At 47.1% G+C, this 22,341-nt stretch carries 14 protein-coding genes and 1 riboswitch; of the genes, 9 read left to right on the top strand and 5 right to left on the bottom strand.

Annotated features, from left to right (window positions below):
* Window positions 1–424 precede the first annotated feature (424 nt).
* Together Q4Q54_RS19800 and Q4Q54_RS19795 are read right to left on the bottom strand one after the other, a co-directional pair.
* Entirely contained in the window at window positions 425–3,502 is a 3,078-nt protein-coding gene (locus tag Q4Q54_RS19800) for a transglycosylase domain-containing protein (RefSeq protein WP_311989357.1), read from the bottom strand.
* 136 nt (window positions 3,503–3,638) lie between these two features.
* Window positions 3,639–4,217 (bottom strand): thymidine kinase, encoded by a 579-nt coding sequence (locus tag Q4Q54_RS19795; RefSeq protein ID WP_261271414.1) that lies wholly within the window; start codon window positions 4,215–4,217, stop codon window positions 3,639–3,641.
* A gap of 542 nt (window positions 4,218–4,759) precedes the next feature.
* Here Q4Q54_RS19795 and Q4Q54_RS19790 point away from each other — a divergent pair.
* A complete protein-coding gene (locus Q4Q54_RS19790; protein WP_311989358.1) occupies window positions 4,760–6,874 on the top strand; it encodes a multiheme c-type cytochrome in 2,115 nt (704 codons plus the stop codon).
* A 203-nt stretch (window positions 6,875–7,077) separates the two neighbouring features.
* Window positions 7,078–9,228 carry a M3 family metallopeptidase gene (locus tag Q4Q54_RS19785; RefSeq protein ID WP_311989356.1) on the top strand — a complete coding sequence of 717 codons (2,151 nt, stop codon included), beginning with the start codon at window positions 7,078–7,080 and terminating at the stop codon, window positions 9,226–9,228.
* Between the two features lie 144 nt (window positions 9,229–9,372).
* On the opposite strand, the gene Q4Q54_RS19780 is transcribed toward Q4Q54_RS19785, so the two are convergent.
* The 3 genes from Q4Q54_RS19780 to Q4Q54_RS19770 all read right to left on the bottom strand — a co-directional run bounded on the left by Q4Q54_RS19780 (window position 9,373) and on the right by Q4Q54_RS19770 (window position 12,989).
* Window positions 9,373–10,941 carry a Na+/H+ antiporter NhaC family protein gene (locus tag Q4Q54_RS19780; protein WP_311989355.1) on the bottom strand — a complete coding sequence of 523 codons (1,569 nt, stop codon included), beginning with the start codon at window positions 10,939–10,941 and terminating at the stop codon, window positions 9,373–9,375.
* Window positions 10,942–11,020: 79 nt separating this feature from the next.
* Window positions 11,021–11,217: riboswitch (Lysine riboswitch) on the bottom strand.
* A gap of 95 nt (window positions 11,218–11,312) precedes the next feature.
* Window positions 11,313–12,239, bottom strand: coding sequence for an electron transfer flavoprotein subunit alpha/FixB family protein (locus Q4Q54_RS19775; RefSeq protein ID WP_106651011.1), 927 nt, complete (start codon window positions 12,237–12,239; stop codon window positions 11,313–11,315).
* Complete coding sequence (locus tag Q4Q54_RS19770) at window positions 12,240–12,989, bottom strand: electron transfer flavoprotein subunit beta/FixA family protein (protein WP_106651012.1); 750 nt, start codon at window positions 12,987–12,989, stop codon at window positions 12,240–12,242.
* 310 nt (window positions 12,990–13,299) lie between these two features.
* Here Q4Q54_RS19770 and Q4Q54_RS19765 point away from each other — a divergent pair, with 310 nt between their 5' ends.
* From Q4Q54_RS19765 to Q4Q54_RS19735, 7 genes are all read left to right on the top strand, one after another.
* Complete coding sequence (locus Q4Q54_RS19765; protein ID WP_006082339.1) at window positions 13,300–13,692, top strand: H-NS family nucleoid-associated regulatory protein; 393 nt, start codon at window positions 13,300–13,302, stop codon at window positions 13,690–13,692.
* Between the two features lie 215 nt (window positions 13,693–13,907).
* Complete coding sequence (locus Q4Q54_RS19760) at window positions 13,908–16,997, top strand: amidohydrolase family protein (RefSeq protein ID WP_311989354.1); 3,090 nt, start codon at window positions 13,908–13,910, stop codon at window positions 16,995–16,997.
* Window positions 16,997–18,343: an amidohydrolase family protein gene (locus Q4Q54_RS19755; protein ID WP_311989353.1), complete on the top strand. Its 1,347-nt coding sequence runs from the start codon at window positions 16,997–16,999 to the stop codon at window positions 18,341–18,343. The genes Q4Q54_RS19760 and Q4Q54_RS19755 overlap by 1 nt, the downstream gene beginning before the upstream one ends.
* A gap of 78 nt (window positions 18,344–18,421) precedes the next feature.
* On the top strand, window positions 18,422–18,802 hold the full coding sequence (gene rcsF, locus Q4Q54_RS19750) for an Rcs stress response system protein RcsF (protein ID WP_006082342.1): 381 nt from the start codon (window positions 18,422–18,424) through the stop codon (window positions 18,800–18,802).
* A 197-nt stretch (window positions 18,803–18,999) separates the two neighbouring features.
* Window positions 19,000–19,734 (top strand): tRNA (N6-threonylcarbamoyladenosine(37)-N6)-methyltransferase TrmO, encoded by a 735-nt coding sequence (tsaA, locus tag Q4Q54_RS19745; RefSeq protein WP_311989352.1) that lies wholly within the window; start codon window positions 19,000–19,002, stop codon window positions 19,732–19,734.
* Window positions 19,735–20,379, top strand: coding sequence for an acyltransferase (locus tag Q4Q54_RS19740; protein WP_311989351.1), 645 nt, complete (start codon window positions 19,735–19,737; stop codon window positions 20,377–20,379).
* Between the two features lie 166 nt (window positions 20,380–20,545).
* On the top strand, window positions 20,546–22,261 hold the full coding sequence (locus tag Q4Q54_RS19735; RefSeq protein ID WP_311989350.1) for a proline--tRNA ligase: 1,716 nt from the start codon (window positions 20,546–20,548) through the stop codon (window positions 22,259–22,261).
* Window positions 22,262–22,341 lie beyond the last annotated feature (80 nt).

The raw sequence follows: 22,341 nt of genomic DNA, 5'->3' as shown, positions 1-22,341 counted from the left end.
AAGCTTTTTAGGATGGACTTGTGAATTAGGGACTTAGTTAAGATTGGTATTGTTGTACCAGTGACCGTTGGCGACATGGATGTCGCCGTCGAGCCCTCAGGGATGCTTCTTTTAAAAGAAATAGGCGGCGTGTCACTGGGAAAACAATGACAATTAATGCGTAACAACTGACGACAAAGTTGTCTTGCTTTGGGGTATTTTCGAGTCAGTGAATGCAATTACTCGCCCAAAATCACTGCTATTTAGCAGTGATTCATAATAAATCTTTATCGTTTGGTATGAGACGTTATAACCCTCCTACAAGAATCGATAGATAATTAAAGCGATAAAACGACAAAGAGTGTTCATCAGGAACACTCTTTGTCGTTTTTAGCTTGCGGTTGCTAATTTGCGGATATTAAACTTGGCATGAAAATCATCGACTTTATTCGTTTACCACACACATTCCCTGCTCGGTTTTCACATAGGGAGACAGAATAGGCATCATGCCTTTCATCACCTGCAATGGCAGCGCCGAAGTAAAACTAAAATCATCGGATTTACTGCCGGGCACGAAGGCCGTCAAAGTGCCGAAGTATTTATCCCCCAGATAAAACACGAAGGTCGCGGTGCGGTTCATGGCAGTCGTCGCCACTTTTTTACCTTGCTGCATCTGAGTCACAATACGGTTATCACCGGTGCCGGTTTTCCCGCCTATGGCTAACATCTCGCCTTTTTCATCGGTAAAAATGCCCTTCAAACGACGGGCAGTACCGTTTTGCACTACGTTCGCCAGCGCCGCTTTTAAGGCTTGTGCCACTTCATGGCGCATCACTCGCTCACCTTGGGTGTTCTGATTCTGCAGCGTCACTTCGTATGGTGTATCCGCGGCAAAATGCAGCTGATTGATACGCACGGTAGGCAAACGATAGCCATCATTCTGAATAATGCCCATCAGCTCGGCTAAAGCAGCTGGTCTATCTCCCGAGCTGCCGAGCGCCGAACCTAAGGATGGCACCATAGCATCAAAGGGGTAACCTAAACGCGCCCAACGCTGATGTATGTCGAGGAAGGCTTCCACTTCAAGCATCACTTGCACTCGAACGTCACGGGCGTTTTTATGTCGCGTCCTAAATAACCAACGATAAACCTCTTGGCGCTGTGCTTCACTCGCCTGTTTCACATCGTTCAAATTGGCATCGGGATTGTGATTAAGATAATCCAGCACCCACAATTCCAACGGATGCACCCGTGCAATATAACCTTGATCCGGCAGGTTATATTTATCAGGGCCGTACTTGTTATATAAGCTCTTAATACGACCATCGGTATAGCTCACCTGCGGCAATCTTTGCTGTAGAAAAGCTTTAAATGCCGACATAGGTTCATCGGGTAAGAGGTAGCGATACGCCGACGTTAATTGTTGCTCCGACTGGGATAAACCGTCGAAGAACATCCCAAAACGCTCATTCGCGGCCACTTTTTTATACTTGCGATAAAACTTAGTGACGAAGGTATTACCCTCTCTATCGGCAAATACCCGCAGGTATTCGTCGCGGCGCGGATCTTTATCATTACGTAGCAACTGGGCCATATTGCCCTCATTTTGCATACTGCTGCTGTAATTGACTATGTCACGCATGAGGCGCACAAACGGCAAGTTAATCGAATCCTGCAAAGCTTGGTAGAGTGTCGGTGTCTTAACATCTTCCGATTTTTTAAAGTTATTAAACACATGCAAACCGCCACCGGTAAAGAACTGCTCACTGGTTGAGGCAGAATATTCCCGCTGTAGCGCCGCATCTAACATGCGATCTAAACGTCTATCAGGATTCACAATCAAGTAATCAATCGCCCAACGGGTTAAGTGATCCCTAGGTTCGATAATGATAGATTCCAGTTCAATACCATGTTTTTTAGAATATTTTTCGTGGATCTCGGCGATGATTTCTAAGTAGGTCGCCATCACCCGCAATTTAGCGGTTGAACCCAGTTCCAACTTACTGCCCTCGTTGATATCAAAGGGTTGGTCGGTACTGTCGGTCTGCACGCGGACTCGGTTGGCGGTGTCGGTACGCTCGTAAAGCGTAAAGCTATACAGCACGTTTTGCAGTTGGCTTGGCTCGAGTAAACGCTCGCCCAATAAACCCACTTGCTCAGCGGTCGACACTTGCGCCAGGCTGCGTAAGTAGTGACTCACTTGCTGCTGTAAATCACTGTGTAAGCTACTGTTGACCGTCAAGTCGAGCCTGTCTAAATCGTAGAGCCCCACATTTAACATGCCCGCAGTACGAATACGCACTGTATTCACGCCCTTATCGGCACCCGATTGAGTATTTCGTTGCGGCTTAGTGACCCTAAACTGCAATTTCTGCGCGAGTGCGGCATCACGCAGACCACGGTCAATAAGATAATATTGGCCGAGTAAGCGGATATGGCTATCGACTAAATTTTCAAGATCTTCATGACCTTGCAATAAATAGTATGAAGGGCGACGTTGAGCGATCATCAGTGCGACCACTTGGCGGAATACTTGTCCACGCTTGGCGGCATTACCCTTGATTTGTGGCGATGCTAACAGCTTGTTTGCAGTATCGAAATCGGTGCCAAACCAGGCCCACAGCCCGTCACCTATACCATGCACTTCACCATGATTGGGCGCCGAGGATAATGGCACTGTGTTTAAATAATCTTGGACGATGCGCTTACGAGCGGGTTCGGTATTCTCACCTTGCTGGTACACGCGCACACTGGCCGAGCCAATTTGCAGTAACTTATCCTTGATGCTTAAGGTTAAGCCTTGGGAAGAATGGCGGAATTTTTCAATCTGAGTCGCCAGCGTACTGCCACCGGCGGTGGACACATTCATGCCGACCATCTCTGCAATTTGGCTCATCCCCGCCACCACAAAGCGTGGCCAGTCGATCACGGGATTGAGTTTATCTTCCGTGGTCCATAACTCGCGGTTTTCAATAAACAATAAGGTATTAACGATTTCATTGGGGATCTTATCGTCGTCCTGATAAACCCGTTTAGGATAGGCGAACTCGTACAAATCGGTATTGCGACAATCGAGCAGCGTTAAGCCAGATTGCGCCTTTTCGTGATAAGGCGGGAAAAATCCCAGCTGCGCGTATTCCTGCAAGGCAGGCGAAAACACCACTTGCTGCGTCACCTGAAAATTCCGTTGCATTAATCGGTCGATATACTGGGGTAACTTGCTATAGCCATGGCGCTCATCGAAAGGGCCATAACTTGGATAAATCACCGCTGTGCTCGGTGAGTTTTCTAATTCATAGGTGAGCGTCTTAGCATATTGATTGATGTATTTGGCTTGATAAAACGAGGTTTTAACTTCAAGGCCAATCAATAGTGCGATACAGCAAATTAAGATAAAAAATAAGAACCAGACCCTGCCCTTAGATCTGGCTTTACGCGGAGTCTTAACCTTCACCTTAGGTTCGGGTTGTGGTGGACGAGGACGATAATTTTCGAACTTCATCTCTGACGGGGAATTAGGCAAAACAGCTCCAAAAAAACACTAAAATAAATATCTTTCATGCAACTCAGCAAATCCGTTGCCACTCAGTAAAACAAGACATCAATCCATTAAGCCACACAAAAATATTTAGCAGCCAACAACACCCAGCTAGCAAAGACTAATCCCAGATAAACTCACGAAAATGTTTACGGCAAACGGACTCATAGCTTTCATTACCGCCAATCGCCACTTGCTCACCCTCGCGCATCACTTTGCCGTCACCGTCGAGGCGCACCACCATGTTGGCTTTGCGGCCACAATGGCAAATGGTTTTCAACTCAACCAACTTATCGGCCCACGCTAATAAATAATGACTGCCGCTAAAGAGTTCACCTTGGAAATCGGTTCTTAGGCCATAGCAGAGTACGGGAATATCAATATTATCGACCACATGCGTCAGCTGCTTTACCTGTTCTTTACTCAAAAACTGGCACTCATCCACCAACACACAACTTAATGGCGTGGCTTGATGCACATCGCTAATCATCTGAGTCAGATCATCTTGGCTGCTAAAAACCTGTGCATCCGTTTCAATGCCGATGCGCGAGGCCACTTTACCTTTGCCATATCTGTCATCTATGGAGGCTGTCATCACTAGGGTATTCATACCGCGTTCGCGATAGTTATAGGATGACTGTAATAAGGAAGTGGATTTACCAGCGTTCATCGCCGAATAATAAAAATACAATTGAGCCAAGACTTATACCCTTTAAAAAACGTTAGCGCTTACGCGTCTGCCATCGGAGCCAAATTGGCCGCTAGTCTAACATTGCGCTTCACATCAGAACACTAGCAGCGACTAAGCTTTTATCATGAATTACTGCAACTGCGCTGACTTATCCAGCGTTTAACTCTCCCATCGTCGACTTAACCAACTCCAGCTCACTTTATTTAATCCTTAGCACGATAAAAGCCATCACCAGCCACCAAATGATTAAATTTTGTTAACACAAGCTTAATTTAACCTTAAATACTGTTTTATAAGGAAATAGTAAATAAAGCTAAATTTCAAAAGTGAGATCTACCTCCAAAGTATTAGGTGCTAATGGGGTTGCGCTCAAAAAACAAACATAACGTTAACAGTAGTATTTCATTCGAGACAAAACGTGCTCAATTTAAAAAAAGAAAGTATTCGATAGCTTGCAAATTAAAGCTAACGGTCAAAGCACTAATCTACCCTGCAAACTTTAGTGCTCCACTCCGTCCTTTATGCGCATATTGGATCAAATGGAGATAATGATGAGAATTTTCACCTCTAGAAAACTGGCATACTTAGTGGCTTTAGCACTAACTGGTGCCCTTGTTGGTTGTGGCGATGATGGCAAAGATGGTGTCGATGGCGCACCAGGAACGCCCGGTATTCCGGGAACACCAGGTACGCCTGGCACACCTGGGGAACCTGGGGAACCTGGAACACCGCCCCCAGTCACTAGCTCGACGCTGACGAACGTCAAAGTGATCAACTACAGCTTTGGCGAAGGCAGTATCAGTTACGAATTTGAAATTACCGATGAGAATAATAATTTAATCAACGGGCTGCAAAACGCAGAGGCTAAAGTCGCGGCGTTAACCGATAAGGGTTTCATTAATAACCGTACCGAAAATGATCTTAATGGCGTTGCAGACAATGTGCATATTGGTGGCGCGGCAACTCAAGCGACAGAAGGCGCCACACTGACCTCTTTAGGCGACGGTCACTACACTTTTGTGGCCCCAATGTTAGGCGTCAATCCTAGTACTGAAGGCATTGTGTGGTTACGCGTTGGCGGCAATAGCGCAACAGGTATCGCACGTTCGGCCCCCTTAGTGGTCAATAAACCCGAAGGCACTCATTCCACCACAACCGATAGTTGCTATTCCTGTCACGTCGATTACGCCACAAGTCCTCGTCGCCATGCAAGCTATGTTGCAACCGGTATGGACGGTGAAGTCACCTTCGTAGAAGGCTGCTTAGTGTGTCACGGCTCAGTGAGTCGCGGCGCTGTCAATGCGGAAGGTTTCTCTGTAGGTGGCTATGCGACTAACACCCTGTCTAAGATTGGCCATGTTAATCACCAAGATTTTACTAAAGACTTTTCAGTACAAAACTGTACATCCTGTCACGTTGAAGCCCCAACTAACATCAACGTAGCAGGACCCGGTTGTATCGATTGCCATGATAGCGGTGGTGTACCAGGCGTTATTATCCCAAGTAATGGTGCCGATGTCCGTACTATGCATGAAGGTAAGTCAGGCATTACTGAGCGCCAAGCTATTCGCGCTAAGTACAAAGTGACATTAGCGGCCCCAGTTAAAGTCGATGATATATCAACGAAAACAGATCACTATGCGCCAACAGGTGCTGCCGCCGCAGTCGCCGCCCCAGGCTGGTGTACAACACTTACTGTAAAGGATGTTGATGGCAATATCTTTAGTATCAAAGATAACTTCAACTACTCAGATCCGCTGGTGTTTGATGCCAAGAAACCGCTGGTCTATGCCAGTGCCTATCTGCACGCCTATGACAATGGCAGCTTAGTGGGCCGCCCAGGTAACCGTACTAACTATTACTATGGTTACAACACCGACGGCACTAAGAATATCTGTCACTTACTGACGGATATCAGCGCAGTGAATGCTAACTATGTTTACTCTGCCCGCGTGACATTCAGTACCGCAGGTTGGATGGAATATGATGGCAATCAACGTTATCAAAGTAATGGCAGCCTAAGAGCGACAGGTTATGACGGTTCTATGGGCGTATCCTTTACCGCCTACTCAGACGTCGTTAACCCAGTCACGACTCAAAAAGTCTCTGGCTTCGAACGTCGTGAGATAGTGAGCGCTAACAGCTGTACGACTTGTCATAACGATGCCACTGCATTCCACAAAAATGGGGCCTTCGATGACGGCGGTAATGGCTGTATTGCTTGCCATGACAACGGCATGGCGCGGACATCAGCCGCTTTAGGCGCAGGTTTTGGCCCTATGGTTCACAGCTGGCACTGGGGTAATGGCGCTAAAGTCGGTGAAATGAAAGCGGATGGAACTCAAGCGAATGCGGCTAACGGTGCAGGGGCGATCAATCCTGTCACCAGTTGCGTAGCCTGCCATGATAAAGCGATTGATTTAGATAAAATTCCAAATCAATACATTTTAGAACCCGGTAGCAAGATGACAAGCCCTGTATCTGCAAACTGCTATGCCTGCCATACGATTGATTCTGCGAAAGCGCACATGGTGAGCAACGGTGGTGAGATCAGCGTTCCTAGCGTGGCTGATTGGTTTAAACAACCAACGACTGAATCCTGTGCAGTATGTCATAACACAGGTAGAAGCTCTGGTATTGATAAATACCACAAGTTTACTCGCTAATTAATCATTTCATCATCGCATGATTAAATAGTCAGTAAAAAGCGGTACCGATTTTCCCTGCAAGGAAATCGCCAAAGGAGTCTCATCAAAACGGGACTCCTTTTTATTTAGATACAGCCCCATAACAAGCCATTTTCAGTCCCATTTAAGTTACTAACGTTACAGTCCTAAAAAAACAACAATTCAAAGGAAGTCACTCAATTATGCGTAAACGTTTTATTGCCATCGCCATCGGCGCCACACTCACCGCCGGATTTATGGCAGGTTGTAGCAACACAGAAAGCAAAGCCCCTAACGCCATGTCGGTACAAGTCCAAAACCCCTTGTTTCAAGTCAGTAATCTGCAATATCAAGCGCCCGACTTTAGCCTCATCAAGAATGAGCATTTTACGCCTGCCCTAGAGCAAGGCATGGCCGAGCACTATCAAGAAATCCTCGCGATTGCAAATAATCCCGCAGCGGCGACCTTCGATAACACGATTGTGGCTATGGAGAAAAGTGGCGCCCTGCTCAGCCGTGCATCGAGTGTGTTTTATAATCTAGCGGGTTCGAACAGCAATCCAGAGCTGCGTAAAATTCAAGGTGAAATGGCGCCAAAAATGGCGGCGCACTCGGACAACATCAACTTAAACCCAGCGCTATTTGCCCGTATCGAAGCCATTTATAACGACCGCGCTAATCTAGGTTTAACTCCAGAAGCCGTGCGTTTGGTTGAGGTCTATCACCAACGCTTTATCATGGCGGGCGCAAAACTCACCGACGAACAAAAAGTGAAGATCCGTGCTCTTAACGAAGAACAATCGACACTGACTAACGAATTTTCCCAGCGTTTACTGCGCTTAACCAAAGAAATCGCCGTGGTCGTGGAGTCTAAGAATGAGCTTGCAGGATTAACTGACAGCGACATCACTTCGGCCGCAAACGATGCTAAAGCAGCAGGTCACGATGGCAAGTATCTGATCAACATCACCAACACCACTCGCCAGCCCGTATTGGCGTCACTGGAAAACCGTGAACTGCGCCAACGCATTTGGGAAGCCTCGGCTAACCGTGGCTTAAGTGGTGAAAACGAAACGGCGTCGCTGGTATCTCGTTTAGCGCAACTGCGCGCTGAGCGCGCCACCCTATTAGGTTATGAAAACTGGGCGAGTTATCGCCTAGCGCCGCAAATGGCCAAAACGCCAGAAGCGGTTTACAGCATGTTTGGCTCTATGGTGCCAGCCGTAGTCGCTAATACAGAGAAAGAAGCGGCCGATATTCAAGCTATGATCGACAAGACTGGCGGCAAATTTGAACTGGCGCCATGGGACTGGGAATTCTACGCCGAGAAAGTCCGCCAAGAAAAATACGCCCTCGATGCCAATAGCATTCGCCCATACTTTGAGTTTAACCGCGTCCTCGAAGATGGCGTGTTCTACACCCTCAAAGAACTCTATGGCGTCACCCTAAAACCTCGCCCAGATTTACCGGTTTATCATCCCGATGTGAAAGCCTACGAAATGTTTGATGCCGATGGCTCAAGCATGGCCATTTTCTACGCCGACTATTTTGCCCGTGAAGGTAAACGTGGCGGCGCTTGGATGAGTTCGTTTGTAGGCCAATCCTTCCTCGAAGGCACTAAGCCTGTCGTGGTTAACGTGATGAACATTAAGAAGGCACCAGAGGGTCAACCGACCTTCGTCAGCTACAACGAAGTCACCACTATGTTCCACGAAATGGGCCACGGCACCCACGGCATGTTCTCCAAAGTGACTTACCCAAGTCTGGCAGGCACTTCGGTTTCCCGTGACTTTGTAGAATTCCCATCAACCTTCGAAGAAGACTGGGCGGCCCATCCCAAAGTGTTGGCCAACTACGCTAAACACTATGAAACGGGCAAACCCATTCCCGATGAACTGCTGCAAAAACTGTTGAAATCAGGCAGCTTTAACCAAGGTTTCGATACGTTAGAATATATGGCTGCGGCGCTCGTAGACATGGAATGGCATTCATTAAGCCCAGATGCACAGTTGCAAGATGTCGCCACCTTTGAAGCCAATGCACTGAAAAAGCACGGCTTAAACATCAGCGCCGTGCCGCCACGCTATAAATCGACCTACTTTGCCCACGCCTTCCCCGGTGGTTACTCGGCAAGTTATTACGCGTATATGTGGAGTGAGATTTTAGCGGCGGATGCCTTTGCCTATGTGCAAACCCAAGGCGGGCTCAATCGTGAAATCGGCATGAAATACCGCAGAACCATTCGTGAAGTGGGCAACAGTATTGCGCCAATGGAAGCCTACAAAAACTTCCGTGGACAAGAGCCAACGACACAAGGATTGCTAAAACGCCGCGGGCTAGATCAAGCACGCTAAGCTAAGAGTTGGTAGCCTTAATGCGATAGGCTAGAGATAAAGACAAACTCAGCCTTAACCAAAAAAATCAGCCAGCATAATGCTGGCTGATTTATTTTGACTTATTCGTAGTGAACCTTTGCCGTGCAAGGTTTCAATTAAGGTTTAGCTAATTGCGCCTTTAGATTTGATTTTAAGCACTATGATGCTAACCACAAACACCACACTACAGGCCACTAAACCAGCCACAACTGACTCAGTAAATCCAAGTACGATATAACCCGTTAAGCTAATAAACGCCGCAATCAATGCATACGGTAGCTGAGTGACCACATGGTCGATATGGTGACAACTCGCACCCGTAGACGACAAAATCGTGGTATCGGAAATCGGTGAACAGTGATCGCCAAATACCGCGCCCGCCAGCACAGAGGCAAGCATAGGTAACATCATGCCAGTGTGACTTCCCATCGCCATATCCGCAGCAATCGGCAACATGATACCGAACGTGCCCCAGCTAGTACCGGTTGAGAACGCAGTAATACCCGCTAACACAAACATAAGCGCTGGCAAAAACGCGAACGGAATATTGCCCGTCGCGAGACTCGCCATAAACTTACCAGTTTCGAGCTGGCCAATCACGCCTGCGATAGTCCAAGCAAATAACAGGATATAAATCGCTGGCAGCATAGAGCGAGCGCCCTGCACTATGCCTTTGACTATCATTGATTTCTCAACGCCTTGGACTAAATTCAATATCAGCGAAATCGCTAAACCGATTAATGCACCAAAGAAAAGGGATGAACTGACATCGGTTTTCTCAAACGCTGAAATAATATTAAATTCAATCCCTTCAGCGGCAAGTACTTGAGCGCCACTGTTGATCATAAAATACAGGGTCGCAAATACCAGCACAGTAATTGGCAGGAATAAGCCTAAGATCTTACCGGTTTCGGCTTCGGGTAAATCCGCATTCGCCCCTGGCGGTAATCCCTTTGACTCATCGTATAAATTACCACGTTGGGCATTGAGTTCATGCTCGCGCATTGGCCCAACATCTAATCCCATAAAAACTACGAAAAGTAATAATAACAAAGAGAAGATTGCGTAGAAATTCATTGGGATCATTTGAATAAAAATACTCAAATGACCCGTATCAGCAAAACCGTGGGCCGTTAATATTCCACCAATAAGCGCAATAATATAGGCGCCCCAACTTGATACAGGAGAAATAACGCACACAGGAGCAGCAGTCGAATCTAATAAATAAGCTAACTTAGCGCGGGAAATATAATAACGGTCGGTAACAGGTCTAGCGACCGAACCTACGACTAAGCTATTGAAATAGTCGTCAATAAAAACCACACAACCTAAAAACATGGTTAATAGTTTAGCGTCACGTTTATTACGTATATGTAAACGCGCCCAATCGGCAAAAGCCCGCGCGCTGCCACTGACGGTAATTAACGCTGTGATCATTCCCAGTACAATTAAGAAACCGAGAATATATAAGTTCCACGAATTAAGGCCTTCGCCCGTCCAAAAAAGTCCTTTAACGCCATTAAATACAAATTCACCCGTCGCTACAGGTGAAAATTGATTGAGTAATAAAGCACCAATTAAAATCCCTAACCCCAAAGAAAGCAGTACACGGCGAGTTAAGATCGCCAACACAATAGCCACCGCAGGCGGCAGCAAGGAAAGTGCCGAATCGGCATAATTCATAACAGTCATTGATTATTATCTTCGTTAAATACGAATGGAGGGCGACTGAACTGGTGGGGAAAGGCAATAGATACCCAAGGTCACCTGTCCTATCAGTAGCGCTCCATAGTAACTATTTCCAACATCCGTATCGGAAAATACTATGGCAGTGTTGCACCTATTAAGTGCAACCCCAGCAGTTGATCGTGATAAATCGAACCACTTCGGCACCAAATCCTTTCGCAATCGATCAACGGAATCACCCTACTGATCACTACTAATATTTGGCGCGCCTCTACTTCTAAGAACGCCCGTACGCGGGCGTGAGGCACATAAAAACATAAGCGGCTTAGCAGATGCTACCGCAAAGCCACTTAATGTGACCTAGATCACAGATTAAATCAACCGAGACTTGTGATCAGCTCAGGAACCGCCTCAAATAAGTCCGCAACTAAGCCATAATCGGCAACTTGGAAAATAGGCGCTTCAGCGTCTTTGTTGATAGCAACGATAACTTTCGCGTCTTTCATACCCGCTAAATGTTGAATCGCGCCAGAAATACCCACTGCAATATAGAGATTAGGCGCCACAATCTTACCAGTTTGACCCACTTGTAAATCGTTAGGCACAAAACCCGCGTCAACGGCTGCGCGAGATGCGCCAACCGCAGCACCGAGCTTGTCAGCAAGCTGCTCTAACATGCCGAAGTTTTCACCACTGCCCATGCCTCGGCCGCCAGATACGATAATGCCAGCATTACCTAATTCTGGACGAGCTGATACCGTCAAAGATTGAGAAACAAACTGAGTTCTCGCTTCAAACACTTTATCGAGTGTCGTCACAGCCGCGCTGTTACCTTCTGGCGCAGCATCAAAGGCACTGGCGCGCACTGTCATCACTTTGATAGCATCATGGCTTTGCACTGTCGCTAAGGCGTTGCCCGCATACACAGGGCGCACAAAAGTGTCCGCACTAACGACGGTAATGACTTCAGAGATTTGCGCAACATCTAATAATGCCGCCACGCGCGGAAGCGTGTCCTTACCTAAGCTCGAAGCCGAAGCCAGAATGTGGCTATAGTTAGGGGCTAAGTCCACCAGCAATTTGGCAAAATTTTCCGCTAAATGCGCTTCATACACGCTGGCATCGGCAACGAGCACTTGGCTAACGCCTTGTAGTGCCTGTGCAGCTTGGACAACCGCGCCACATTGGTGACCCGCAACCAATACATGCACTTCATCGCCAATGGCGCGGGCGGCAGTGACGATTTTTGCCGTATCGAGTTTCAGTGCGGCATTATCATGTTCAGCTAATACTAAAATGGCCATTTAGATCACCTTCGCTTCATTTTTTAACTTTTCAACTAGCTCAGCTACCGACGCTACCATTATGCCTGCTTTACGTTCTGCTGGCGGAGTGACCTTCACAACCGTTTGGTGACTCTTTAATGTCACGCCTAAGTCGGCCACAGTAAAGACTTCTAATGGCTTACGCTTGGCTTTCATAATGTTAGGCAGTGAAGCATAACGAGGTTCGTTCAAACGTAGATCGGCAGTCACAACCGCAGGCAGCGGCATAAGTAAGGTTTGCATACCGCCGTCAACTTCGCGAGCGACTTGCACAGAATGACCTTCTAATTTGATTTCAGAAGCAAAGGTCGCCTGTGGCATATCCATCAGCGCTGCGAACATTTGACCGGTTTGATTGTTATCGCCATCGATAGATTGCTTACCAAAAATCACCAGTTCAGCTTGTTCTTTGTCTTGTACCGCTTTGAGCAATTTGGCGATAGATACTGGCACCAGTTCGTCTTCAGTATCGATATGAATCGCACGGTCTGCACCTAATGCGAGCGCAGTACGTAATTGTTCTTGAACGGCTTTATTACCAATACTGACAACAACCACTTCAGTAGCGCTACCCGCTTCTTTTAAACGAACCGCTTCTTCTACTGCGATTTCACAAAAAGGGTTCAACGCCATTTTTAGGTTTGCAGTGTCAACACTTGTATTGTCAGCTTTGACCCTGACCTTCACATTGGCATCAACAACGCGCTTAACGGGCACCAATACTTTCATAGGGTTTCCTTCCTACACTTTCATGTACATGGACAAAACATTGGTTAATACCAATGCAGGATAGAGCAACTTTACGTCCTGTTAACGTTAACGTCAACCAAAGTCAAACGCCTGTTTGCATTTTTTAATCCGCGCAACGGCTACTTTTTTGGACACTTATTTGAGTAAATAAGAAAAGTTCAAAATATAAATAATATTTAATTTACTTAAAACGCATAATTTTATTTGATTCGAGCTATATTAGTTTCTATCATTTAGGTGTTGTTCACCATTATCCTGTATTAAAAATTAGAGTGGGACGAAAATAGATATGAGCGAATTTTTAGAGATATTAACTCACGGCCGTCGTTTTAAAGCAGCAGTTAAAGAACTTAGCGTTGAAGAGTTACGTGATTTAGCAGACAAATTAGATAAAATTTTAGTAGAACGCGAGTCTATGGCTGAGGAAGAAGAACAAGCCATGGCAGCTCGTAATGCTAAGATTGAAGAAATCCGTCAACAAATGGAAGCCGTTGGTTTATCAATTGATGACTTAGGTGGCGTAGCTGTTAAAGCAACCGCGAAGAAACGCGCTCCTCGTCCAGCTAAATACCAAATCGAAGTTGACGGTGAAATGGTTCAGTGGACTGGCCAAGGCCGTATGCCAACCGTATTTAAGAACGAGATCAATAAAGGTCGTTCTATGGAAGATTTCTTAATCTAATCCAATTCGGTGTGGCGGTTCGAGTAACCAACATCCATTTGCATAAAAGCTCGCATTCATTGCGGGCTTTTTTATATCCATTATTGACTGCAATCTAAAACAACAAGCGTTAATCCCACGCCTCATTCCCGCTCAAATTGCGTTACAATTCAACCTTAGTATTTACATCTGCTTTCAGTTACTCTTTATTCACCCTCACTCGATTGAATAAAATAATGCAGATAAACAATAAGATAATTATAAGCTGCAGCATGATCGCTAGCTTAGTCTCACAGACCACATATGCCCAAATCAATACAGGGACAACCTCCAATAAACTCACGGCTTTTACCCATGCTGAATTAATCATTGCGCCGGGTAAGCGTTTAAGCGATGCCACTTTATTGGTTGAAAATAATCGAATTAAAGCCATTGTTGAGCACGGTGACATTCCAGCTGGCGCATTTAAAATCGATTTGAGTGGTTATACTATTTACCCTGGATTTATCGATCCTTTCACCGATTATGGGATTGAGTTCGAATATCCAAAACTTGGGCTCACTCGTCCTGTCTACGATATTAAACGTATCGGCGGCAATGCAGACAATGGCGCAATTCATTCTGAAAAAGAATGGTTTAATTACGTTTATCCCAATAAAGAACGCGCGAAAGAGTGGATCAATAATGGCTTTACGAGTGTGCAAAGTAGCAAACTCGACGGAATCTTCCGAGGGACGGCTGTCAGTCTGTCATTAGCAGACAAAACCGCCAACGAAGTGATTTATCGCGCCCGTAGTCAACCTTTTATGGCATTTGATAAAGGCTCATCTGAACAAGATTATCCGTCATCATTAATGGGCAGTATTGCGCTTATTAGACAAACCTTTGCCGACGCCAATTGGTATAACCAAAATAAAAACAAATCGGCCAATGGCGCAATAAACAATCAAGTCGAATTTAATATCGCCTTTGAGCGCTTAGATAATTTAGCCGATAAGCAAATTATCTTTGAAACCAAAAATCTCAACGATCAATTGCGTGCCGCCCATTTACTCAAAGAACATAAATTGCCAGCCAACCTGCTCGGTAATGGTCAAGAATACTCGCGCATCAATGAGTTAAAGGCGCTGAACTACCCGTTAATCTTACCTTTAAACTATCCACAGGCGCCCGATGTCGGGACAGATGATGCCGATCGCGAAGTATCCCTGGCGGATTTAAGACAGTGGGAACGTGCGCCAACCAATTCAGCAGAAGTTGCCAAAGCAGGTATTCCTTTCGCACTAACACAATTTGGTATTAAGACCGATGCTTTTTGGCCGCGACTGCGCCAAGCCATTACTCAAGGTTTAACTGAAGATCAAGCCTTAGCTGCACTGACCACCCAAGCCGCCGAGATGACAGGCACCGCAGATTTTACCGGCAAACTCGCACCCGGTTACATGGCAGACTTTGTTATCACTAAAGGCAATATCTTTAAAGATGGCCAGATCTACAGTGTTTGGTTGCAAGGTCAGGAGCAAAGTCTTCGCTCACTGCCCCAAGCAAGATTACTGGGCGATTATCAATTAAGCCTCAATAACCTCACGCTGGATTTATCGCTGCAAGATGTGAGTAAAGGTGATAAACCCAAAATCCAAGGCAGCTTAAGCAGTGGCGAACAAAGCATCGCGCTCACTCAACTTAAGTTAGATGACGACGGTCGATTAAGCTTTACTGCCGATTTGAGCGCCGCAGGTATTAAAGGCCTTAGCCGCTTTACGCTGTGGATGGCCGATGACGGTATTCAAGGCCGCATGGTCGATGCTAAGAGTCGCACCACAAATGTTGCCGGTATTGCGATAGCGCAAACTGCAGCGGTTAATAGTGCTGACCAAGAAAGCAATCAAGCGACCAAGGAGGAAGCCAACACGAGTCTAGTGAGTAACCTCACCTACCCTAACGTCGCTTATGGACTGAGCGAAGCGCCTAAGATTGAGAAGCTGCACATCAAAAATGCCACCCTGTGGACCTCGGATAAGCAAGGCATTCTCGAACATGCAGATCTCTTGATGGCCAATGGCCGCATCGAAAAAATTGGCCAGCAACTCAGTACGCCTTCTGGTTATCAAGTCCTCGATGCAACAGGTAAACATCTTACTGCGGGCATTATTGATGAACACTCGCATATCGCCATTAATGGTGGCACCAACGAAGGCACGGATGCCGTAACCTCTGAGGTGCGCATTGGTGATGTGATTAATCCCGACGATATTTCACTCTATCGCGCCTTAGCGGGCGGCGTCACCAGCGCACAAATACTCCACGGCAGCGCCAATCCTATTGGCGGCCAATCGCAACTGATCAAAATGAAATGGGGCGAAACGGCCGAGCAACTTAAATTTGCTAACGCGCCCGCCAGTATCAAGTTCGCTTTAGGTGAAAACGTTAAGCAGAGCAACTGGGGAGAGAAATTTGTTCAGCGCTTCCCGCAAACGCGTATGGGAGTCAAAGCCTTATTTGAAGAGACCTTCGATGCCGCCATCGCCTATGAAAATGCGTTAAAAGCCTATGATGACCTGCGCTCCAGCGATAAGAAAAAAACCGTTGCACCGCGCCCAAGTTACCGTCTGCAAGCAGTGGCCGAAGTATTAAATCAGCAGCGTGATGTGCACATTCACTCCTATGTGCAGTCAGAAATCCTGATGTTTATCCGCTTAGCCGAGGCTTATCACTTTAAAGTGCAAACCTTTACCCATGTGCTCGAAGGTTACAAAGTGGCGAGTGAACTGGCCACCCATGGCGCTGGCGCATCGACCTTTGCCGATTGGTGGGCCTATAAGTTTGAGGTGTACGACGCGATTCCACAAAATGCGTGTTTGATGCAAAACAAAGGCGTGACCACCAGCATAAACTCAGACGACTATGAAATGCAGCGCAGACTCAACCAAGAAGCGGCTAAGTCTATGATGTATTGCAATATGTCGAAGGAAGATGCTTGGAACATGGTCACTATTAATCCGGCCAAGCAATTAAGAGTCGATGAATTTGTGGGTTCACTCACCCCAGGGAAAATGGCCGATATCGTGCTGTGGAACGCAGAGCCTCTGTCGATTTACGCCAAAGTGACACAGGCATGGGTTGAAGGAAAACGCTACTTTGACCGCGATCAAGACCAAATTGTCCAGCAAGCGGTCGTCAACGAGCGCGCCGCACTGATCCAAAAAATTCTCAGCAGTGATGATCAAGCCAAAGCGGGTGAAAAAGTCACGCCACTAAACGAGCCACAGTGGCACTGCGACACCCACTATCAGGCATGGGGCCACACTCATGAGGGAGCCAAATAATGCAACATTCATCTAAACCCGTTTTGTTTGCCGCGCTACTGGGCGCGATTTGCACCACGCTGGCCCCAGCGATGGCAAGCGATATCGTGCCAACACCTAAACAAAGTCGCAGCGTACTGATTAAAAACGCCACAGTGCACACAGTCAGTCAAGGCGTGCTCAGCAACACTGATGTCTTGATTGAAAATGGCAAAATCACGGCCGTTGGGCCTCAACTCACCAGCCAAGCCAACAGTGCAACCGCAGAAACCAGTGACACTCAAGTCGTCGATGCTAGCGGTAAACACTTATATCCGGGCTTAATTGCCCTAGATACCAGCTTGGGCTTAGTTGAAATTGAAATGAGCCGCCCCACGGTCGATAACGCCGAGGTGGGTTATATCAACCCGCAGATCAGCACAGCCACGGCTTACAATCCAGATTCTGAGCTCATCCCTACCATACGGTTCAACGGCATCACCCACGCGCAAATCGTCCCGAGCGGCGATGGTATTGCTGGCCAATCGGTACTAGTGGATCTCGATGCGTGGACGATTGAGGATGCACTGACCCCCAGTGCTGGGCAGTTCCATGTCTACTGGCCGCAAATCAAACGCATGCCTGAAGATGAAAAAGAGAAAGCCAAGGCTATCGAGAAAAATCAGCAGGCGATCGACCTGCTCAATATCGCCTTTGAAGATGGCTATCGCTATTTCTTAAGTGATAAAGCCAAGGGCAAAGATAACAACAAGGATGAAGATCCACAGTCCGCGACCAACAACCTTCGCTGGCAGGCCATGTTGCCGCTATACCAAGGTAAAGCGACACTGTTTGCCCATGCCGACAGTGTTGGCCAAATTGAGCAAGTGATTGCTCTGACAAAAAAATACCAATTCAAACTGGTGATTGTCGGCGGATACGATGCATGGCGCTTAGCCTCAAGCCTGAGGGAAGTTAAAGTTGGGGTCATTTATCCTCATACCTTGAGTCTGCCTAAGCGTAAAGATGAACCGGTGGATTTGCCCTTTAAAATCCCCTCCTTGCTCGCTAATGCAGGAATTCCCTTTGCCCTTGGGTTCTCATCGGACTGGAACAGCCGTAACTTACCCTATGCAGCAGGTTATAGCGCCGCCTATGGTTTAACGCCTGAGCAAGCGCTTAAGTCCATCACCTTAGATGCCGCAAAACTGTTAGGTGTCGAGGATTTAGGGGCGATTGCCGTGGGATACCAAGGCAGTGTTGTACTGTCCGAGGGGGACATTCTCGACCCTATGACCAATAAGATAGAGGCTATCTGGATTGAAGGACGGCAGATAGATCTGAATAATCGCCATCAGCAGCTTTATCAAAAGTACCTTAAGCGGTAGAATTTACTCAGATAATAATATCGCATCGGCGCAGCCTACCAAGGCTGCGCAGTTTTCCCCCAAATCTCAGGTCAAACCATGAAAATTATCCTCTCAAGTGCATTAGTGCTCCTACTCAGTGCCTGTGCAAGCGACTACAGTTTTAACAGTAATTTGGACGGTGAGGCGATCAATGACTATTTCAAGGCATCCGATGTCACCCTCTATGAAGGCGATACCTTGCCAAAAGGTCATTATGAATTAAAAGGTTTGGTCCAAGGGGAATCCTGTCAGGCCGATGTCAACAGCGTACCTGCGTCATTAGCCGATGCCAGAACCGAAGCCCGCCGTAACGCCGCAGATAAAGGTGCTAACGGCATTATCATCAAACAATGTGTGATGTTAGATGAAGCCGCCCAAGGTTGTATCAGCCGCGCCCTGTGCGTCGGCCAAGCAGTTAAAACAGCTACCGCAGAGTAAATCCCACGCGAGCAACACACTGCTCGCGATTCGATGATCTAAGATTGCCCGTATCAACCGCTTAATGGCTGATGTTCCATGAGCAAGGATTCATGGCTAACGCTGCATAATTAGCGCTCAAAGATGGGCCTTAATGATGAGCTTAGAATGATGAACTTAGGCGGTTGTGATACTTACCCTTTTAGGTAATTTTTTGCATGACATTTACCAACCAAATTGTCGCAGTAGCGACATGCCGCACCCCCTATAAACAAAAGTTTGGCATTCCAAGACAACCCGGACTCGTTGAGGCCCGCGGCTATGTCGAACTTGAACCCCATGTAAATCATATCGATGCGGTGCGTGGCATAGAGCAATATTCCCATCTCTGGTTGCTATTTTGCTTCCATGAAAATCTTGCCCAAGGTTGGAAAACCACAGTCAGGCCGCCGCGATTAGGCGGCAATGAAAAACTCGGCGTATTCGCCACTCGCTCCACTTTTCGCCCTAATGGTATAGGCCAGTCAGTAGTGAAACTGCACGGCGTAGTACAACGCAAGGGCAAAGTGTGCCTCGAAATTTCCGGTATGGATCTGGTCGATGGCACGCCCATTATCGATATTAAGCCTTACATTCCTTTCTCGGATTCGATTACCGATGCAGTCGGCGGCATTGCTCAAGACGCCCCAAAACTGATTTCAGTGGTGTATTCCGATAATGCCGAGGCACAAATTGAGCGTTACGCCCAACAGGAAACCTACACAGATTTAGCCGTACTTATCCGCGGAGTCTTGGGGCAAGATCCGCGCCCCGCCTACAAAAAATCCAAGGATGATCCTAAGTTATATCAAGTCACCCTCTATGATTTAGATGTGTTCTGGCACATGGCGGTCGATGATAATGACCAAGAATACATCTTGGTATTAGAACTCAAACCGGGGAAATGTGGCTAAATGTCTGCGCCAACGCCTAGATCAGAGCCGACATCTTTGCCTGATTATCAAAGCCAGCATAAAAAGCGTCTCTCTTGGATGCCGTGGCTGTATTTTTCTTTAAAAGAGAAACATTTAGTCTGGGCAAAACCTTGGCAGGATGAGATCCAAGCAACGCTTTGTGCCCTCGAAACGGTCAACATCGGCGAGCACTGTTTTATTGCCCCCGAAGCGCAGTTATTTGCCGAACCCAATCGTGATATCCGCATGGGTAATCGTTGCATGATCGCCGCCGACTGTTTTTTGCACGGGCCCATCACACTAGGGGATGAAGTCGCGATTAATCATGGTTGCTCCTTCGATGGTGGCAGGGTCGGTATTCAGATTGGCAGCCAGACTCGCATCGCCAATAATGTCACCCTTTACGCCTTCAACCATGGCATGGCGCCAGATACGCCCATCTATCAACAAGCTGCCAACTCCAAAGGCATTGTTATAGGTAAAGATGTGTGGATTGGCGCTCAGGCCGGCATAGTCGATGGTGTGACCATTGGCGATCACGCTGTGGTTGGTATGGGCAGCATAGTGACTAAAGATGTGCCCGACTGGGCGATAGTGGCAGGCAACCCCGCCAAAGTGATTGGCGATAGGCGTGATAAAAGCTAAATCGGCCAGCACAAATCGCATCTTAAATCGCTTTCCTTTAGCTCAGTAATCTTCTCAAAAATGCTATTTGTCTCCCAGCTAGTTGAATTTAACCTAAATACGTAGGTGACATCATCAAAGCAGGTGATAAAATGGCGACCATTCAACTCAAATTTGGACATCGGTAATGCGCGTCAGCAAGTACCTGCTATCAACACAGAAAGAAACTCCTGCCAACGCAGAAGTCATTAGTCATCAATTAATGTTACGTGCGGGCATGATCCGTCGTAATGCGTCGGGCCTTTATAGCTATCTCCCCACGGGCTTACGCGTACTGCGTAAAGTCGAAGCCATTGTTCGTGAAGAAATGAACAAAGCCGGTGCAATTGAAATTCTAATGCCTATGGTGCAACCGGCAGACTTGTGGGTAGAAACAGGTCGTTGGGAAAAGTTTGGTCCCGAGCTGCTGCGCTTTAAAGATCGCCACAATCGCGACTTCGTACTGGGCCCAACCCACGAAGAAGTGATCACAGACCTGATCCGTAAAGAAGTCAGCTCATACAAGCAATTACCGCTGAACCTTTACCAAATCCAAACCAAATTCCGTGACGAAGTTCGTCCACGTTTTGGCATGATGCGCTCACGCGAATTCTTGATGAAAGACGCCTACTCTTTCCACCTTGACGTCGATACCATGAATGAAACCTATGAGGCCATGTACAACGCCTATAGTAACATTCTAACGCGCATGGGCTTAGCCTTCCGTCCAGTATTAGCTGATACCGGTTCTATCGGTGGCAGCATGTCACACGAGTTCCACGTTCTGGCGCAAAGCGGTGAAGATTTAATTGCTTACTCAACGGGCAGCGATTACGCGGCTAACATTGAGAAAGCTGAATCACCAGTGCCCACTGAGCCTCGCGGCGCAGCCACTGAAGAATTGCGTTTAGTCGATACCCCAAATGCGAAGACCATTGCTGAATTGGTTGAGCAGTTTGATCTGGATATCACTAAAACCGTCAAAACCTTGATCGTCGTCGGCGCATCAGAAGCGACGCCGTTAGTGGCACTGATTGTTCGCGGTGACCATGAACTCAATGAAGTTAAAGCCGACAAGTTAGACTTAGTGGCATCACCAGTAGAAATGGCGCCAGAAGCGCTGATCCGTGACGCCATTGGCGCAGGTCCTGGTTCACTTGGCCCTATCGGTCTTAACATCCCTATCGTTATCGATCACAGCGTTAGCGTCATGAGCGATTTTGCTGCTGGTGCGAATGTGGATGACAAACATTATTTTGGTATCAACTGGGAACGCGATCTGCCATTAGCGCAAGTTGCCGATATCCGTAATGTAGTCGAAGGCGAGCCAACACCAGATGGTTCAGGCATTTATGCTATGGCACGCGGTATCGAAGTGGGTCATATTTTCCAACTGGGTACTAACTACTCTAAATCGATGAACGCGACTGTACTTGACGAAAACGGCAAGTCACAGGTGCTATTGATGGGTTGTTACGGTGTCGGCGTGAGCCGTATTGTGGCCGCAGCCATCGAGCAAAACTTCGATGACCGTGGCATCATTTGGCCAGAAGCGATTGCACCATTTAGCGTGGGCATTCTGCCAATGAACATGCACAAGTCGCACCGCGTAACCGATATCGCCGAGCAGTTATACAAAGACTTAAACGAAGCGGGTATCGACGTGTTACTGGACGATCGTAAAGAACGCCCAGGTGTGATGTTTGCCGATATGGAACTGATTGGTATCCCACACACAGTGGTGATTGGTGATCGCAATATCGATGCTGGCGTATTTGAATACAAAAACCGCCGCACCGGTGAAAAGCAAGATATTCCATTTGATCAACTGCTCGACTTCCTGAAAAACGCAGTGAAAGGCTAAGCCTCAACGCGAAATATAGAAAAGCTTAACGATCAAAAACGAAACGCACTTAAGCCCAGCTTAAGTGCGTTTTTTATTGG

The sequence above is a fragment of the Shewanella sp. SP2S2-4 genome (assembly GCF_031932025.1).
In the GTDB taxonomy this organism is placed as follows: domain Bacteria; phylum Pseudomonadota; class Gammaproteobacteria; order Enterobacterales; family Shewanellaceae; genus Shewanella; species Shewanella baltica.
This window is presented reverse-complemented; position numbering and strand designations above follow the sequence as displayed.

What these genes read in the sequence shown, in the direction of transcription:
- Q4Q54_RS19735 (WP_311989350.1), top strand. Translation starts at nt 20,546, where the DNA reads ATGCGCGTCAGCAAGTACCTGCTATCAACACAGAAAGAAACTCCTGCC.
- rcsF (WP_006082342.1), top strand. Translation starts at nt 18,422, where the DNA reads ATGAAAATTATCCTCTCAAGTGCATTAGTGCTCCTACTCAGTGCCTGT.
- Q4Q54_RS19760 (WP_311989354.1), top strand. Translation starts at nt 13,908, where the DNA reads ATGCAGATAAACAATAAGATAATTATAAGCTGCAGCATGATCGCTAGC.
- Q4Q54_RS19785 (WP_311989356.1), top strand. Translation starts at nt 7,078, where the DNA reads ATGCGTAAACGTTTTATTGCCATCGCCATCGGCGCCACACTCACCGCC.
- Q4Q54_RS19790 (WP_311989358.1), top strand. Translation starts at nt 4,760, where the DNA reads ATGAGAATTTTCACCTCTAGAAAACTGGCATACTTAGTGGCTTTAGCA.
- Q4Q54_RS19765 (WP_006082339.1), top strand. Translation starts at nt 13,300, where the DNA reads ATGAGCGAATTTTTAGAGATATTAACTCACGGCCGTCGTTTTAAAGCA.
- Q4Q54_RS19775 (WP_106651011.1), bottom strand. Translation starts at nt 12,239, where the DNA reads ATGGCCATTTTAGTATTAGCTGAACATGATAATGCCGCACTGAAACTC.
- Q4Q54_RS19755 (WP_311989353.1), top strand. Translation starts at nt 16,997, where the DNA reads ATGCAACATTCATCTAAACCCGTTTTGTTTGCCGCGCTACTGGGCGCG.
- Q4Q54_RS19770 (WP_106651012.1), bottom strand. Translation starts at nt 12,989, where the DNA reads ATGAAAGTATTGGTGCCCGTTAAGCGCGTTGTTGATGCCAATGTGAAG.
- tsaA (WP_311989352.1), top strand. Translation starts at nt 19,000, where the DNA reads ATGACATTTACCAACCAAATTGTCGCAGTAGCGACATGCCGCACCCCC.
- Q4Q54_RS19740 (WP_311989351.1), top strand. Translation starts at nt 19,735, where the DNA reads ATGTCTGCGCCAACGCCTAGATCAGAGCCGACATCTTTGCCTGATTAT.
- Q4Q54_RS19780 (WP_311989355.1), bottom strand. Translation starts at nt 10,941, where the DNA reads ATGACTGTTATGAATTATGCCGATTCGGCACTTTCCTTGCTGCCGCCT.